Origin of the sequence: Gimesia sp. (genome assembly GCF_048262075.1) — a bacterium.
Classification (GTDB): Bacteria; Planctomycetota; Planctomycetia; order Planctomycetales; family Planctomycetaceae; genus Gimesia.
Genome location: NZ_JBLXFK010000026.1, coordinates 24,869 through 41,654, shown reverse-complemented (window position 1 = coordinate 41,654; position 16,786 = coordinate 24,869). Strand labels below are relative to the sequence as shown.

The 16,786-nt window shown below is 50.7% G+C and carries 16 protein-coding genes; 8 read left to right on the top strand and 8 right to left on the bottom strand.

Annotation, left to right across the window (positions count from 1 at the left end; all coding sequences use genetic code 11):
• The first annotated feature begins 473 nt into the window (after nucleotides 1–473).
• Both ACN0YH_RS27180 and ACN0YH_RS27175 read left to right on the top strand, forming a co-directional pair.
• On the top strand, nucleotides 474–668 hold the full coding sequence (locus tag ACN0YH_RS27180; RefSeq protein ID WP_417382751.1) for a hypothetical protein: 195 nt from the start codon (nucleotides 474–476) through the stop codon (nucleotides 666–668).
• A gap of 344 nt (nucleotides 669–1,012) precedes the next feature.
• Nucleotides 1,013–1,384 carry a hypothetical protein gene (locus tag ACN0YH_RS27175; RefSeq protein WP_417382750.1) on the top strand — a complete coding sequence of 124 codons (372 nt, stop codon included), beginning with the start codon at nucleotides 1,013–1,015 and terminating at the stop codon, nucleotides 1,382–1,384.
• 28 nt (nucleotides 1,385–1,412) lie between these two features.
• Here the strand turns inward: ACN0YH_RS27175 and ACN0YH_RS27170 are convergent, their stop codons facing one another.
• The 6 genes from ACN0YH_RS27170 to ACN0YH_RS27145 all read right to left on the bottom strand — a co-directional run bounded on the left by ACN0YH_RS27170 (nucleotide 1,413) and on the right by ACN0YH_RS27145 (nucleotide 8,410).
• On the bottom strand, nucleotides 1,413–2,174 hold the full coding sequence (locus ACN0YH_RS27170; RefSeq protein ID WP_417382749.1) for a YHS domain-containing protein: 762 nt from the start codon (nucleotides 2,172–2,174) through the stop codon (nucleotides 1,413–1,415).
• Between the two features lie 185 nt (nucleotides 2,175–2,359).
• Complete coding sequence (gene ilvE / locus ACN0YH_RS27165) at nucleotides 2,360–3,217, bottom strand: branched-chain-amino-acid transaminase (protein WP_417382748.1); 858 nt, start codon at nucleotides 3,215–3,217, stop codon at nucleotides 2,360–2,362.
• A gap of 185 nt (nucleotides 3,218–3,402) precedes the next feature.
• A complete protein-coding gene (locus tag ACN0YH_RS27160) occupies nucleotides 3,403–4,149 on the bottom strand; it encodes an ABC transporter ATP-binding protein (RefSeq protein ID WP_417382747.1) in 747 nt (248 codons plus the stop codon).
• An 82-nt stretch (nucleotides 4,150–4,231) separates the two neighbouring features.
• The gene (locus ACN0YH_RS27155) at nucleotides 4,232–5,836 is read right to left on the bottom strand and encodes an ABC transporter permease (protein ID WP_417382746.1); all 1,605 of its coding nucleotides are present in this window, start codon (nucleotides 5,834–5,836) and stop codon (nucleotides 4,232–4,234) included.
• A 66-nt stretch (nucleotides 5,837–5,902) separates the two neighbouring features.
• Nucleotides 5,903–7,384 carry a lysine--tRNA ligase gene (gene lysS, locus ACN0YH_RS27150; protein ID WP_417382745.1) on the bottom strand — a complete coding sequence of 494 codons (1,482 nt, stop codon included), beginning with the start codon at nucleotides 7,382–7,384 and terminating at the stop codon, nucleotides 5,903–5,905.
• A gap of 210 nt (nucleotides 7,385–7,594) precedes the next feature.
• Nucleotides 7,595–8,410 (bottom strand): Nif3-like dinuclear metal center hexameric protein, encoded by an 816-nt coding sequence (locus ACN0YH_RS27145; RefSeq protein ID WP_417382744.1) that lies wholly within the window; start codon nucleotides 8,408–8,410, stop codon nucleotides 7,595–7,597.
• Between the two features lie 167 nt (nucleotides 8,411–8,577).
• Between ACN0YH_RS27145 and ACN0YH_RS27140 the strand changes: the two genes are divergently transcribed.
• The 5 genes from ACN0YH_RS27140 to ACN0YH_RS27120 all read left to right on the top strand — a co-directional run bounded on the left by ACN0YH_RS27140 (nucleotide 8,578) and on the right by ACN0YH_RS27120 (nucleotide 12,549).
• A complete protein-coding gene (locus tag ACN0YH_RS27140; RefSeq protein ID WP_417382743.1) occupies nucleotides 8,578–8,769 on the top strand; it encodes a hypothetical protein in 192 nt (63 codons plus the stop codon).
• Nucleotides 8,770–8,933: 164 nt separating this feature from the next.
• Nucleotides 8,934–9,854 (top strand): DUF1559 domain-containing protein, encoded by a 921-nt coding sequence (locus tag ACN0YH_RS27135; RefSeq protein ID WP_417382742.1) that lies wholly within the window; start codon nucleotides 8,934–8,936, stop codon nucleotides 9,852–9,854.
• Nucleotides 9,855–10,199 (top strand): hypothetical protein, encoded by a 345-nt coding sequence (locus tag ACN0YH_RS27130; protein ID WP_417382741.1) that lies wholly within the window; start codon nucleotides 9,855–9,857, stop codon nucleotides 10,197–10,199.
• A 26-nt stretch (nucleotides 10,200–10,225) separates the two neighbouring features.
• Nucleotides 10,226–11,332 carry a hypothetical protein gene (locus ACN0YH_RS27125; RefSeq protein ID WP_417382740.1) on the top strand — a complete coding sequence of 369 codons (1,107 nt, stop codon included), beginning with the start codon at nucleotides 10,226–10,228 and terminating at the stop codon, nucleotides 11,330–11,332.
• On the top strand, nucleotides 11,329–12,549 hold the full coding sequence (locus ACN0YH_RS27120) for an FG-GAP repeat domain-containing protein (protein ID WP_417382739.1): 1,221 nt from the start codon (nucleotides 11,329–11,331) through the stop codon (nucleotides 12,547–12,549). Before ACN0YH_RS27125 ends, ACN0YH_RS27120 begins: the two co-directional genes overlap by 4 nt.
• 15 nt (nucleotides 12,550–12,564) lie before the next feature.
• Here the strand turns inward: ACN0YH_RS27120 and ACN0YH_RS27115 are convergent, their stop codons facing one another.
• Both ACN0YH_RS27115 and ACN0YH_RS27110 read right to left on the bottom strand, forming a co-directional pair.
• The gene (locus ACN0YH_RS27115; protein WP_417382738.1) at nucleotides 12,565–13,731 is read right to left on the bottom strand and encodes a glycosyltransferase family 4 protein; all 1,167 of its coding nucleotides are present in this window, start codon (nucleotides 13,729–13,731) and stop codon (nucleotides 12,565–12,567) included.
• Between the two features lie 95 nt (nucleotides 13,732–13,826).
• On the bottom strand, nucleotides 13,827–14,933 hold the full coding sequence (locus ACN0YH_RS27110; RefSeq protein WP_417382737.1) for an SPFH domain-containing protein: 1,107 nt from the start codon (nucleotides 14,931–14,933) through the stop codon (nucleotides 13,827–13,829).
• Between the two features lie 650 nt (nucleotides 14,934–15,583).
• On the opposite strand from ACN0YH_RS27110, the gene ACN0YH_RS27105 reads away from it, so the two are divergent.
• Nucleotides 15,584–16,687: a peptidylprolyl isomerase gene (locus ACN0YH_RS27105; protein WP_417382736.1), complete on the top strand. Its 1,104-nt coding sequence runs from the start codon at nucleotides 15,584–15,586 to the stop codon at nucleotides 16,685–16,687.
• Nucleotides 16,688–16,786: the final 99 nt, after the last annotated feature.

Here is a 16,786-nt window from a genome sequence, read left to right as displayed (position 1 = left end):
GTTATGAAAAGTTTGCATCGAGTTGTTTGTGTTTCCAAGTTGATAAAGGGATGTAAAGCAAGCTGAATACCAAAGGGACCAAACCGTAAATCTTTTTTTACAAACTGTTCAGAATCAGAATCGTAAGTGCTTGTCGTAAAGGGAGATAGAAATATCAGACCAGTTAGAATATTTTCGGCACCACTCTGAAACGGGGCACAACCACTTGAGGTAAAAAAGCAACACGCCTGGGACCTGAAACCGCAGACTATACGTAACCTGTTTCATGATATTCAGTTAAGTCAAAGATGCAGTAAGTCAACACGGGGCGAATCGGCAACATGGTTGGAGCGAGTCTTGAAAAACCGGTTGAAAATATGAATTGGATACCATGGATCCGAAAAACGCTCTTCACCTGTAAGACGTTTCCTGCTATGAAACGCACCCGAAAATCGTAGGGGGTATTGTTCATATTTACTGGGAAGGGAATCCCAATGCGTCAACAATTACACCTTGCTGTCTGTAGTTCTCTAATGTGCGTCATGACCTGGACTGGCTGCCAGATGGGAACTGACGCGCCGATCACAAGTAAACTCGCATTTCGAGGCGTACCCAAACAGAGTGAGCCTCCTGTTGAATCGGAAGAAGAAATCGAAATCCGACGCTCTGAAGAAACCGCACAGGAGTAAACCGGCAAACTGGAAAGATAAATCGTTCTGCGACGGAGTATTTCCCTGCAAGTTTTATAGAACCGGGAAAAACAGGAATTCTGACTTTAGATTCAGCCGATGACGATAAAGGACGAAATCCAGTTCAGCCACAGATTAGACTGTGTCCAGTTTTACTGTAGTGTTTCCAGGGCTGTTGGGCCTGAGTAGATTAGATTGAGAGACGCGATCGTTAAATGTGATGCTCTCTAGAGAGCTGTTTCAGATTTCGGTCATCAACACAGCAAAGAGTATTTGACTTGGACAAGGATGGAATAAGTCAACCAATGAACGGGCTAAGATTAACCAGGGTATTATGCATCTTAATGCTCATATTCTGTACACAGTCGGGATGTCAGGGTCTGGGAAACAAATGGTTCCAGATGGACAGTAACAGCCGCTCACCTTTTTTCGGGCTGGAATTTTATACGAAAAAAGACAGACAGGCGACTCCGGTGCAAAATGTCTCTCAACAGCAACCGGTAGAACTTGAACCGGCCATTCTGCAAACCAAAGCGGAAGAACCATCCCGCTTTTCACGACTTCCCAAGTGGCTGAATCCGATGTCAAAAAAATCGGCAACGGGAGAACGAATTCCCCTGCCTCGTACGGATCTGGCTGAAACAGAAGTCATTCTGGAAGAAGCTCCCGAAGATAAAACATCGGGTGAACTCGGTTCTTCACTGGAAAATTTCTAACCGGGATCCTGCTTAACGCCAGGTTGGTTTAGTTCGACTTCTGCTTCCGGCGGGCTTCCGCTTTCTGTTTTGCTTCCGCAATATAAGTTTCCGGATCTTCATCGAAAGCCTGTTTACAGCCGCTGCAGCAGACGTAATACGTTTTTCCCTGATGGCTGACCTGAATCGTGCCCGCACCTCCAGTCACAATACACTCAGGGCCACCACTCCCGGGATCGGCAAGTCGTGTCCCTTCTCGGGTATATCCTACTTCTGCCAGCCTGTAATAAAATGATTGCCCTTTATTACGCTGTTCAAACAGCACCAGGGTCCGTTTCTCATTCAGGCGGCGAATTGAGATCCGATAGATATCACCTTCCGGATCAGGGGCTGATTCCAAAACGAGCGTATCCTTATTTAATGTCCCCACATAATCGCGGTTTGTTCCATCCGGAAGAACGGTAGCAAGCTGATAATGCTTCTGCCCTGGATCATAACTGAGTGTTGCCGATTTCAGGAATTTCCCATCGGTGATCTCATAGGCAATGCTGGCGGTCCCGGGTTTGAATTTCCAGATCCACTCTGCATTTTCGGACCAGGCCCCTTTACGCGAGTTGCGTTTGATCATCCCGACGCCACGCCAGCCACCAATCAGGGAATTGAATTCCGCTAATGCCTGCTTGACCGCCTGGGGATCTTTTTTCGCATCGGGAGCCGTATTACTGGCTGGTTCGCCCTGCGCGCCAGTCACACACAGCAATAGCAGGAAAACACATAGAATACCGACAGCAGCAGGTGTTGAAATTCGCATGAACAGGTTTCCAGACGGGACAGATCAAATTCATTTCGCTGAGAGAATAAACACACCGGGAGTGCGAACCGGTCGCAGCAATCGGTAAATTCTTATCGTATCACAGGAAAAGGCTCATGCAACAGGCATTCAGATCGGAGGCCGAATTCCGCTCATCGCTGATCACAGCACGAATTGAACCACTGCTATTCCCGCGTCAGTTGTTTGAATTTTTCATTGAGATCTAACGTCATCGGCCCCGGTTTGCCGGTCCCGATCTGGCGACCATCCAGTTCTACCACAGGGATCACTTCCGCAGCTGACCCAGTCAGGAAGCATTCGTCAGCTACGAAAATATCGTGTCGGGTAAATGGCGACTGATCGACGGTGATTCCTGACTTCTCAGCCAGGCTGATCACCGCATTACGAGTGATGCCTTCCAGAATCCCTGCATCCACGGACGGGGTTTTCAACACACCATTTTTCACAATAAAAATATTGTCGCCCGTGCATTCCGCGACTTCGCCCTTATGATTTAACATCAATGCCTCAATGCAGCCGGCATCGGTGCCTTCAATCTTCGCGAGAATATTGTTCAGATAATTGAGCGACTTCACCCGGGAAGACAATGCCGCTGGATGATTGCGAATTGTAGCAGCCGTGATGATTTTCAGGCCATCGATATACAACTGCGGATCGTAGAGGGAGATATTGTCCGCAATGATGATGACCTGCGGATTGCTGGTCCGGCGGATATCCAGTCCCAGAGAGCCGGCTCCACGTGTGATCACCAGTCGGATGTAGCCATTCTCAATCTTGTTGGCAGCCACAGTTTCGTTGATGGCCGAAACCATTTCCTCCTTCGCCAGAGGAATCTCCAGGCGAATCGCCAGGGCGCTTTCATAGAGGCGGTCAATGTGCTCCTGCATGAGAAACACTTTTTTATTGTAGACGCGAATGCCTTCGAAGACGCCGTCACCATACAGCAGACCATGATCGAATACACTGATTTTTGCTTCTTCCTTAGGAAGCAGTTTTCCGTCAATATAAACTTGGAGCGACATTGGAATCTGGTACCATTCTCAAAATAGGCCGAGGCACGGCTGGCTGGTTTTGGCGGAAGATTAATCCGACGTTGAATTCGGTGAAATCCATTTCAGTCAGAAGCATCACGAGCAACGGCATACGCCATTGACACAACGCAGGCGACAGTGGTTCAAACCAGCAGCGGTACGCTGATCGTTTGTCACTAAGCGGGAACGGAAGCGGCGTGGGATTTCCCCAGAACCTCAATCTGACCTTCCAGTAAACGAACCGTTCGATGCGCCTTGGCGGCAATCGAATTGTCGTGCGTCACCATGATGATAGTCAGCTGTTCCTGCTCATTCAAGTTGGTCAGCAGGTCCATAATCTCTTTCCCGGTACTACTATCCAGATTTCCGGTAGGTTCGTCAGCTAGCAGGATCTGAGGCTTGGCAATTAGGGCCCGGGCAATGGCGGCCCGTTGCATTTCTCCACCTGACATTTCTGACGGACGGTGCTTGATTCGATGTGACAGGCCTACTTTTTCGATAATCTCCAAAGCGTCCTGCCGAAATTGCTTTTTCTGCTTCCAGTATTCCCATGTCGAGTATCGAATCATCAGCGGAGAAAGTACGTTTTCCAGCAGATTCAATTCGGGCAGCAGATGGTAGAACTGGAAAATAAAGCCGAATACCCGGTTGCGAATCTGATCTCGCGCATGGTCGGGCAGATCATCGATCCGCTGGCCTTCCAGATGAATTTCTCCAATATCGGGCGAATCCAGTAGCCCAAACAGATGCATCAACGTACTTTTCCCGGACCCGGACTGCCCCACAATCGACAGAAACTCAGCTTTCTGAACTTCCATATCAATGCCCCGCAGAACGGGGACTTTGTGCTTATCTTTTCGATAAGCCTTCTCGATGGCAACCGCCGCTAACTGTGGATGAGGCATGGATAGGGTCTCAGTCATGAATTCATACTCAACATAAACGGGAAAACAACTGTGGCTGATACTTTTCCGTATTTCAAAAACGGTTCTGGATCAGAGAACCTTACTCGTAACGCAGTGACTCCACCGGATGGAACCGTGCAGCTTTTCTTGCTGGTAAAATACTGGCAAGGACGGCGATCACCATCGCACCGAGGGCAACCCAGAAGACCATCATCGGATTCACATGCGTCGAAATTTCGGGGAAGTAATAAATACGCTGGTCGAACACCTTCCGCCCGGTGATCCAGGTAATCGCTTTTTCGATTTCATTGATATATCGCACAAACAGCAGACCGACAATCACACCGACACCGCTGCCCACCAGCCCCAGGGCCAGTCCGTAAGACAGAAAGATGGACATGATGCCGTTTGAGCTGGCACCCAATGCTTTGAGAACGCCAATGTCGCGTGTTTTTTCGATTGTGATCATGAAGAAAATCGCCAGGATTCCAAAACCGGCAACCGCAATAATCAGAAACAACAGCACATTCAGGATTGCAGACTCCACCTCGACGGCGGCCAGCAGAGGCCCCTGCTTGTCTTCCCAGGTCCGCACGCGAAACTTAGTTGCGGGCAAGGCTTTTTCCAACTTACTGACGACCATGGCGGCGTCTTCCGGATGCTTCAGCTTAATCTGAATCGACGTGATCGATTTCTCCCCGCTTTCAGGGTCGCTGATCATGCCACGCATTTCCTGCAGGTATTCGAGATTACAGAATACCAGGCTGCTGTCATGCTCGCTCATGTTACTCTTAAACAGATCAACGACCGTGGCATTAAAGTGTGACGGTTCTGGTGGCTGCCCGGCGGTCACCGTACTGATTTTGACATCATCACCCGGCTTGACAATCTGGAACATTTCCGTCTTGCCGGTTTCCGGATCTTCATAAGGAAAACTCACCAGCCCATACCCGATATAGACACGCCCCTTCAGTGGGCTGCTGGGATCCTGTTGGACCTTTTCCTCGAAAGTGGATACTTTCAGGTCTCCGCTGAATGGATCGGCATTCGGGTTTGCTTTGTTGGTTGTTTTAGGTTTCGGTGCCTGATCAAAGGGCGAGGCCGTTCCTGGATCATTGGCAAATTTCGGGGCCGGCACTGGCTCTTTCGACTCGGCAGACTCTTCGAATGAAACCTGTTCGTTCTCTTCTAAAGCCGGGGGATTGTGATTCCAACGATCGACCATCCACTGGGCACGCGTGGTCCATTCTTTACGGTAGGCCATCGCTTCCGGCGAAAGTTCCCAGTTGGGAACATCATTGTCGTTGGTGTGTTCCAGATATTGTGCCAGCGGGCCTACAGTAGCTTTGGTGGCAGGATCAATGCCGATCAAAGTTACCGGCTTGCTTTGCCACTGCGAACCGTACTGCACACTGAGCATGGCGTAAATTTCGACGGTCGTCGTCATCCCTTCGATATCATCTCCGACAGCACGCTGGATGCTGTTTTTGATATCTTTGGTAATGGGTTCGCCATCCAGCGAATTGGTTTCCACGATCACATCCGCCAGGATGCCTCGCAGACGGGTTCGCATATCCGTACTGAAACCATCCATCACACTGTTGACGACAATCATGGTCGCCACACCCAGGGTCATGCTGATGATACTGGCCAGCGCAATATACCGGGTTCTCAAATAACGCAGGCAAAGCAGTGATTTGTACATACGGCCAATCCTTTGGCTGATTTTCTATCGACAATCATAAGGTTGATTGCCGGATACATCCATGGTTTACTCAGGCTGTGACGGCTGTCCTTCGGGTCGAAGCAGTGGGAAGTAGATGACGTCGCGAATGCTGTGACTGTTCGTCAGCAACATCACAAGACGGTCGATCCCGATTCCCAGGCCTCCAGCCGGCGGCATACCAACCTTTAACGCTTTAATAAAATCTGTATCCATCTTCGCCATCGAGTCTTCATCCGAAAGCCCCGAGAGTTGTGTCTGGAATAGTTCTTCCTGCAGCAGCGGGTCATTTAACTCTGTGTAGGCATTCGCCAGTTCCATCCCTTTGACGAACAGTTCGAACCGCTCGGCAATGTTAGGATCATCCTGCTTCCGCTTGGTGAGCGGACAGATCGAAGCGGGGTAATCAATGACGAAGACCGGCCCGATCAGGTGTTCTTCGCAGGTGGCTTCAAAAACTTCATTCAGAACCACATCGGGATGCACATTTTCGGTTTCAATCCCATGCTGTTTTGCCACTGCCGCAACGGCAGCCGGATCAGCAGGATCACAGCCCGCATGTTCTCTGACGAGATCGAGATATTTTTTCCGTTCCCAGGGACCACTGAAATCAATCGTTTCCTCATCGCCCCAGGGAAGTTCCATCGTTTCGCTGATCGTTTTGACGGCGTCGGTGACGATGGCTTCGGTCAGATCCATCATCGTTTCATAGTTACCGTAAGCCTGATAGATTTCGATCATCGTGAATTCGGGATTATGCGTCGCGTCAATTCCTTCATTGCGGAAGACGCGGCCGATTTCATACACGCGTTCAATCCCGCCGACCATCAATCGCTTGAGATGCAGTTCCAGGGCAATTCGCATGTAGAGCTCGATATCGAGCGTATTATGATGCGTAGTAAAAGGACGCGCGGCGGCGCCACCAGCGACGGCGTGCAACACCGGTGTTTCGACTTCTGCGAACTTGTGGTTGCGGAGTGTCTGTCTGACCGAGTCAATAATCTGACTCCGCTTGAGCATCTTTTCCAGCACGCCCTCGGTATAGATCAGATCCAGTGACCTCTGTCGCAATAACAGTTCGACATCTTTAACGCTGTGATGTTTTTCCGGAGGCTGTGCCAGGGATTTACAGAGTACGGTCAGTTCTTTGACGAAGACGGAAATCTCGCCTGTCTCGGTTCGTCGCAGACAGCCATCGATGCCGATCAGGTCGCCCAGATCCAGAGTTCCCATCAGTTCCCACTGGGCTTCGGTCAGATCGCCTCGGGAAAAGAGCAGTTGGATTTTGCCGGTCCAGTCCTTGATATCATAAAAGCGAAGCTTTCCCGCTTTACGACGCAGCATGATACGACCCGCGATTCGTACTTCTTCCCCATCTTCGCCGGAAGCTTCGGGAGCCTGGGTACGTGCATCAGCGATCGGAATATGGCCGTCAAACCGCTGACCCCAGGGATCAAATCCGAGTGACTGTATTTTCTCTAATTTTTTAATCCGTTCTGCTTCAAAACGGTTGGGTTTCACTTTGGACATCGAAATTTTTTAAGTCTTATGTGAGCTGGTTGTTACAGATTGTGACACTCAAAAACCAAACGGTGTTCAGAGAGCGTGTCAAAAATGAGGATCTTTACGACTGAGAGAGGGGGGATAATGGCGAAATCTGCCGATCAGGTCAATGGCAACCAGTGTGGAATATACATAGAGACATCTAAATCGCCCCTGATTCACTGATTTCACTCCTTTTCACTCGGCTTCACAATCCCATTGCAGCGGATCTGTCTCTTTTTGACTCGCCCAGATCTTCAACTCAGAAAACTTCTGCTGCAGCAACTCTGCCATCTGCTCCATCGCTGGACGCTCAGTCGCATAGTGGCCAGGTAAAATCAGCCCCATTCCGAGTGAACGGGCTTCGAGACAGGCATGAAACCGAGCTTCGCCAGTCAACAGGACCTGGCATTCATGCTGATGTGCATCCCCCAGAAATTCCGCAGCGGCCCCACAGGCAATGCCGACCCTTGTCACCTTCATTTCTGGATCTCCCACAAACTGCAGCGCGTCGATCTTGAGAGCCTGTTTGATTAACTGATTCACCTGCGCGAGCGTGAATTCCGCCGGCAGAGAGCCGAAGCGGCCTGCCCCCTGCTCCGGAAGGTTTGGATCCGAACTGGAATTCAGAGGCCTGAGAATTCCCACGTCTTCCAGTCCCAGTAATTGAGTCAGTTGCCAGTTAATGCCCTGTTCGGCACTGTCATACGACGTGTGGGGACTGTAAACAGAAATATTCGCCTGGATCAGGTCCAGCAGCATTTTGCCTTCTACAGTATTCGATGTAATCTGTTGTATCGGGCGAAACAGGATCGGGTGATGACTGATGATCAGGTCTGCTTTTCCTGAAATCGCTTCTGCAGCCACATCCGGAGTCAACGTCAGGCAGGTAAGAATTCGACTGACTGGTTGTGCCGGGTCACCCGTTAATAAACCGACATTATCCCAGCTCTCTGCCAGATCCGGGGGCGCGAGGTGTCCCAGGTATTCCTGAATTTCTGCAACATCCGTCATGGTGATTTCTACTCCGGGTCTCCTGAAGACTGTCTGTTTTCCAGAAAACACATTGCTGGTTCTCTGGCTATATCAAATCTGAATTGATCAATGTATCATACAGGACTATACTTTGTGTAACCAAAGACAAGAGATTCCTTTCTTCGAAATAAAGTAAGGTCCAGTCCATGAGCTTGAAAGCACGTCTGATTACGCTGTTCGTCATTGCCTTCGGCGCCTGTATTATCCTAAATGGACCACAGATTCTGGTCTATCTGATCGCCCAGGCCGTGATCTCGGGAACTTTCATCACCATGTGCCTGAAAAAAGAACGCGAAATCATCGCAAAGCAAAATCAGGCAGACGCGGCGACAGAATAATTTCCGAAAACGTTCACTTTCAGACTGCTTTTTCGGTAAAAATGTGGTTTACCACACTTGAAGTCCGTTGACTGACAAGACAGTGAAGACGGCGAATGGTTAGAATGCTGAGTGATGTTATTCACCTGCAACGCTTCACTCTAACCACAAAGTAGCCCTACAGAATGTTTTTTTCGAATCCTCCCTCTGCCTCGCCACTGATCGCCCAGCAGCATACCAGAACGCTCCGCAAACGTGGTTTTACCCTGATTGAACTCCTGGTCGTCATCGCCATTATTGCAATTCTGGTCGCATTACTGCTCCCAGCTGTTCAGCAGGCACGCGAATCAGCCCGGATGGCCCAGTGTAAGAATAACCTGCGACAGATTGTTCTGGCCTGTCATATGTATGCCGATTCCAACGGCGGTTACTGGCCACGCGCTGCAGCCGACCACCATGATGGCTTTGGAGGCAAAAAACGCTGGCATGGGGAACGAACCACAAATGACGCAACCACTAAATTTCAGGCGCACCTGGGACCATTGGCTCCCTTCCTCGAACAAAGTACTAGTATTAAAAAATGCCCTACGTTTGGTAACTTTGCCGCACACGCAACCGTTCCCAATGCTTTTGAAGGGGGAACCGGAGGCTATGGGTACAATCAAGCTTATCTGGGTGGAACGTCCTGGAAATACACATATCCTACCAACAACATGGTAGCCACGAACATGCGGGAGATCGGCAGCCTTGCTCGGACTGTCGCATTTTCTGACGCAGCATTAGCACAAGGCTTTCCTGATTTACACATCATTGAATACAGCTTTATCGAACCCCCTTTCTTTGTTGACAACTGGGGCTCGCCTCCCACTTATCAAGAATCAACATATCGTCCCGACCCGTCTATTCATTTTAGACATACGGGGACTGTGGCGAATATCGGCTGGGCAGATGGTCGCGTGACGTCAGCCGTGATGTCGGGAACAGGAACATCTGCCTATGGAGGAGACCCCAAAAAATTCCAGCTTGGCTGGTTTGGTCCCATGGACAGTAATATTCTTTTCAACAACAAAGACAAGCTGGAAACCGAGATGGGAGGCGTGCATTAAATGCGTCTCACTGACTCGTATTTCTATCCTCTGAGCCTGCTAACCGTGTGCCTGATTATCTTTCAGAGCTGTGCCGAGGAACGTCCGTTTGTACCGCAACCCTCCGCGGAATATGTGGTCATACTGGACGCGGATGGCAAACCTGGCAATATTATGCTTGAACAGTTTTTCAAGCAGCAAGATCATCCAGAAGGTGTTAAAATACTGGCGATCGATAAGCAGACCAAAGCGCAGTCGCTGGTCTCGCCGGAAAAACTGTTAAAGCAGAATCCGAACGCAGGCCGCTATCTGATCTTTAAACACGATGATCCGGAACGACCATTTGACGATCTTCCTCAACAATAAAAATACTCTTCATCTGGAAAAACAACATGCACCGATTGATGTTACCTGCAGTCCTGCTGCTCAGCCTGTTGACAACGTCTGTTTCTGCACAAACCGTCAAGACGATTGCCGGCACGGGAAAAGTCGGCCATACCGGCGATGGTGGTCCCGCAGTGAAAGCCCAGGTCGGCGAACCCTATGGCCTGACTCTGGGACCGGATGGCGCACTATATGTCTGCGAAATCAAAAGCCACGTCATCCGTCGTATCGATGAAAAAACGGGGAAGATCTCGACAGTCGCTGGCTCCGGTAAAAAAGGCTACAGTGGCGATGGTGGACCGGCTCTGGAAGCAAAGCTTAGTGAGCCTTATGAAGTTCGCTTCGATAAAGCAGGCAATATGTATTTTGTTGAAATGATCAATAACATCGTTCGCCGCGTCGATGCGAAAACCGGTCAGATCTCCACCGTTGCCGGCACAGGCGAAAAGGGCTTCTCCGGGGATGGTGGCCCTGCAACGAAAGCCACGTTCTCGCGTCCCCACTCGATCGCTCTGGACAATAACGATAATCTCTACATCTGCGATATCGGCAACCACCGTATTCGCCGGGTCGATTTAAAAACAGGCATCGTCAGCACATTTTCTGGTACGGGTGAACGCAAGGCGACTCCCGATGGTGCGAAAGTCGAAGGCACTCCCCTGAACGGACCACGGGCACTGGATTTTTTCGCCGATGGCTCCGGCAAGGGCTCTCTGTATCTCGCATTGCGTGAAGGAAATAAGGTATATCGCATCGATCTGGATGATCAGACTTTACATCACATCGCCGGCACTGGTAAAAAAGGATATACGGGACATGGTGGCCCCGCTGAAAAAGCGACTCTATCCGGCCCGAAAGGAATTTCTGTCGCCCCGAATGGCGATATTTATCTGGCTGATACGGAAAGCCATACGATTCGCGTCATCCGTAAAAAAGATGGCACGATTGAGACGGCTGTTGGAGACGGCAAAAAAGGGGATGGTCCCGATGGTGATCCAGCCCACTGTCGTATGGCGCGCCCGCATGGCGTGTATGTGGGGCCAAACGGGAATGTCTATATTGGAGACAGTGAAACTTACCGCGTTCGCAAGTTAACAACAGGAACTCATAAATGAACATTCAACATCATATCTACCATCGACTGAATTGTGCCTCAGTCTTGGCGCTGCTGACTCTGCTGACTGCTCCGCTGTCACTTTCCGCCGGTGAAACCTGGCAGCGCCAGCAACTGGATGCCGCCTTCCGTTCAGAAGGTTCTGCGGCCGCCGACGTGAATAAAGATGGCAAGATGGATGTGATTGCCGGCGATGTCTGGTACGAAGCCCCCGACTGGAAAATGCACGAGGTTCGCACACCGGGAAAATTCGTTGCCGGTGTGGGCTACAGTGACAGCTTCTGTAATTTTGCTTACGACATCAACCAGGATGGCTGGACTGATTTCATTTACGTCAGCTTTCCCGGCAAAGAATTCTACTGGTATGAAAACCCCAAGAACGAATCTGGACACTGGAAAGAACACCTGATCTGGCACAGTATCTGTAATGAGTCACCACAGTTCGCTGACCTGACTGGTGATGGTAAACCGGAACTGATTTTTGGATCTCAACCCGAACAGCAGATGGGCTACCTGGAAATCCCCTCTACCGATCTGGCCGATAAAAAATGGACCTTCACACCCATCAGCAAAGCCGGCGATCCAATGCAAAATGGAACGTTCAAATATTACCATGGGCTGGGAGTCGGTGACTTCAATCAGGATGGTCGACAGGATGTACTGATCCCCAATGGCTGGTGGGAAGCCCCGGAAGTGCTGGGAGAAAGCCTGTGGGAATTTCACCCCTTTACCCTCAGCGTGAATGGCTCAAAGCCCTCAGAAAAAATGGCTGACCTGCATGTGGAAGATCTCGACATGGATGGGGATAACGACATCATCGGCAGTTCTGCCCATGAATTTGGCGTCTGGTGGTTTGAAAATCTCACTGGGGGAGATGAGCCAAAGTTCAAAGCACACCTGATTGATAAAAGTTATTCCCAGACACATGCCATGCACTTCATAGACATGAATGGCGACGGACAGCGGGACATGGTCACCGGTAAACGGTTCTATGCCCACAACGGCAAAGACCCGGGTGGAAAAGAACCGGTCGTGATGTACTGGTACGAAATCAAACGTAACAAAAATGCCGCACCGGAAATCATTCCGCACAAAATTGAAGCCGGCAATGACACGGGCGTGGGCACCCAGTTTTCGATGGCAGACATGAACGGCGATGGCCGCCCCGATATTATCCTGTCCAATAAAAAAGGAGTGAATGTCCTGATTCAGGAGTAAATCGGACAATCGCCCTTAATCTGTCTTACGTTCATCCAGGACCCGCTGATAAATTTCGCGTAATCGGCGGGTCATGGTTTGATGACGGAACTGATCGGTAAACCGTTCGCGACCTGTCTCGCCGAACCGACGTCGTTTCTCGGGATCCGCGGCAAGTTCAATGAGCGCCTGCGACAGTGGCTCGATCGATTCGGGAGGCAGTAAATAACCGGTTTCCTCGGGAATCACCACTTCGCGCGCCCCGTCCACATCATAGGAAACCACGGGCTTACCGGCGATCAAACCTTGAGGCAACACGCGGGCCAGTCCTTCCCAGACACTGGTGTGTACGACAATATCCATCGCATGAATCAATTCCGGTACCCGTTCGGGGGGCACCAGTCCGGCGAAAATAAAATGCTCCGACAGTCCCAGCGCGGCAATCCGTGATTCGAATTCCGCTCGAAGAATGCCATCACCAATCAGTAAGAAACGGACCTCAGGCTGAGCAGCGACAACCTGCTTCGCGGCTTCGATCAGATATTTGTGTCCTTTGAGATGAAACAGCCGCGCCACTTTACCGATCACGATCTGCCCCGGTTTAATTCCCAGTTCACGACGTATTTCTTCCGGTGGTCGCGATGGCGTGAGAAACGGTTCCACTTCCATACCACTATAGACGGTGTCGCAGCGATCTCTGGTTGTAATCCCTGCGGCGACGTACTGGTCGGTCATGGCATCACAGACGCTGACCAGCCGATCACAACGCCGGGACGCCCACTTCTCTGCAGCGATGTAAGCATGATAATTAACCGGGGACTGGCCAAAATGAAAGGCGGCACCATGAATCGTGTGTACGGTCGGCAGTTTCAGTTTCCAGGCGGCGGCCCGTCCCAGAATGCCTGCTTTGGAACTGTGCGTGTGAACCAGATCAGGTTGATAGTTCCGCAGCGCTGCAATCAGTTCCCGATAAGCACGCCAGTCATTCAGCGGACTGATACTGCGCGTCAGATGGGGGAGGATCTGCAGATCAAAGCCCCCCTGTTCCGCGCGGGGAATGAGGGTGCCCTCCGGACCATCGGTGGGGCCAGTCATCAGGACCACTTCATCCTGATAATCCTGATACTGATCTTCGACCGTATAAAGCGTATTCTGTTGCGCGCCGCCGATAATCATACGAGTGATAATATGTGCGACCCTCACGCAAACACCAGCCTCTGGTCTCTCTGCCCGGGGCAGTCTGATTTCACTATTGGTATCGCGTTCATGTCATCAATGTATACAGGAACCATGTTCGACTAACCAGCCGGTGGCGGTGGCGGTGGTGTCGCCTGAAAGTAACCTGTCAGTTGAGGCACCTGACTCGCGGGCAACCAGCCTGACATTCCGGCTGACCAGACCTGGGTCTGATCGGTGATCTGCCCCCCGGCGATCCCCTGTGAAATCTGTTCGAGAGAATACGGTCCCTGTGACTGACCATTTACGGCGATGTGCCAGGCTGCCGGTGGTGGTGGCGGTGGTGTCATCTGACCGGGTGCCCCCATTCCGGGAGACTGCATCATCCGATTCGCCATCGCAAACCCCATCCCCAGTCCCATTCCGTCAGCTGCGCCTCCCCCGGCAGGGTTTTCAGCAGCAGAGAGCATCGCCTGTCCCATCTGAAATTGCTGGAACTTGTTCATATCTCCAATCACGCCCATACTGGTGCGAGTATCCAGTGCTTTCTCCACCGTTTCCGGCAGGGAAATATTCACGATCAATAACTGCGGGGTCTCCAGACCATATTCATCATCGATTCGTTCATTAACTATTTTTTTCAGTTCAGTGGAAATCTCGGTGTATTTCGAGGCGAGATCCAGTGCCGCATATTTTGACTCCCCAATCAGATCGGCGAACGAACTGTTGATGATTGAGCGTAACAGTTCGTTGATTTCTTCTGAATGAAACTCCGCATTGGTGCCCACCAGTTCTTTCACCAGGATTCGTGGATCATTGGCTTTGAGTGAATAATTCCCAAAGGCCCGTAAACGAATCGGACCGAACTCCGGGTCGCGAAGCATGATCGGATTGGGGGTCCCCCATTTCAGGTCGGTAATTTGTGTGGTATTGACGAAATAGACTTCCGAACGGAAAGGGCTGTTGAAACCATGTTTCCAGCCCTGCAGTGTCGCCAGGATCGGCAGGTTATCGGTTTTGAGCTCGTAATGCCCTGGCTCGAACACGTCGGCCACCTGTCCGCGGTGCACGAACAAAGCCATCTGCCCGGGGCGGACGATCAGTTGTGCGCCATTTTTGATTTCATTCTGATAACGGGGAAACCGCCAGGTCATGGTATGTTTCGAATCATCGATCCACTCAATAATATCTACGAGTTCGGCTCGCAGTTTATCCATCCAGAATCCCATATTGATGTCCCTCGTCTCTGTTACTGCTGATTGTTGAATCTGATCTGTTCGTCTGATCTGCCTGATTGAGTCTGCCTGCATGGCGCAACTGGGAAATGCCGACAGCCGGGCTGCCTGTATCCTGATTGTAACCCTCTCTCAACTTTGATCGCAATCAAAGAAAACACCGACCTGCTGAATAATTACAAATCGGGCTCGCTTCCAGTTCTGAATCTTCATGCTGAGCCAATCCCTTTGAAGGCAATGCATATCTGGAGAACGTAGTTGAGCAGCCTGGGGATCAAATAATCCCAAAAAAACAGTATCCGCAGCGTTTTTCCGTACCAGGAGAGCCAAAATGAGTCCCCTGCATGTATACAGATAGCAGGGTCCATAAATTGCTGTTGACCTGTTTTGTTGAAAGTTTTACATTTCCGCCGCGCTCTTATGGTAGAGCTTGAGACATGGAAGTTTCGTAAATCTTCTGACGATAAAGTATCAACGTGATTAGCGGCTCCGAGGTTGTTTGTTTCACACCGAATCGGAATCGCTGCCTGACGATCAAAAGACCCCAACCCGGATCGTCACAACCAGCACAAAACGCTGGTGGCTGAAATCAGGCAATCACATGATTCCCCCGCGTCGGATACAAAACATGGAGATTTTAAACAATGGGCGACCCATTCCCAAACCCGCATGCGACCAAAGCCAAGACAAACTCAAATCGAAAAATTATGTTTTTCGCAGCCGGTACAGGACTGGTGCTACTAGCTGGCGTGCTCTTGTTCCAGACATTCAACGCCAAAACGGGAGCCGCTGGAGAAGACAAATCAGCGGGTACGGTCCGTATTTCCGGAAATCAGCCAGCTGCTCGTACTCAGCCTGTTGCCAAAGTCGGCAGTGTGGTGATCAGTGAAGATGAACTGGCCCGCGAGTGCATCGCCTTATATGGACCTGAAGTTCTGGAAAATGTGATCAACCGGGCGATTATCGAACAGGCCTGCCAGAAAGCCGGCATTAACGTCGAACAGGCAGAAGTTCACGCCGAAGTAGAAAAGATCGCCAAACGCTTTAACCTGGATACCAAAACCTGGTATGAAATGCTGCAGGCGGAGCGCAAAATGAATCCCAACCAGTATCGCCGCAATGTGATCTGGCCAATGCTGGCACTGCGAAAACTGGCCGGACAGCGCACGAAGCTGACCCCGGAGCAGGTGCAGAAAGCCTTCGTCCGGGATTACGGCCCACGCGTGAAGGCTCGCATGATCATGATGGACAACCTGGGCCGGGCTCAGAAAGTCTGGGATGATGTTAAAAAGAACCCAGGTGACTTTGAACGGCAGGCCCGGGAATACTCAATCGAGCCAAACAGCCGCGCTCTGGGTGGTGCCATTCAGCCAATTCCACAGTTTTCCGAAAATGAAAGCCTCTGGAAAGCCGCCTTCAAACTCAAAGAAGGAGAAGTCTCCGGAATCGTGCAGATCGGACTCAGCCGCTATGCAATTCTGCTTTGCGAAGGCCGGACCGAGCCTATCGTGAACAGCATTAAAGAAGTGGAAAATCAGTTGGTTGACCAGTTGACTGAAGAACAGACTCAGGAAGCGGTTGCCCGCGTGTTTGCCAAACTGAAAGAACAGACCCGCGTCGACAACTATATCACTGGTTCGACGACCGGTGGTGTCTCGCAGACTTCGGGCACAAACTTCAGCAACCGTCAGCCAGGTCAGTCAGGCGGTCCCAGCCCGACACTGGGACTGAACGGCTCTCCCCGGTAATTTCACGACTGAAATCGAGAACCAGATAGACTTAGCGTGTGTCAGTCCTGATTTACTGACACACGTTTTTTTATGTCCTGATCGATCTGAGAAAAATAT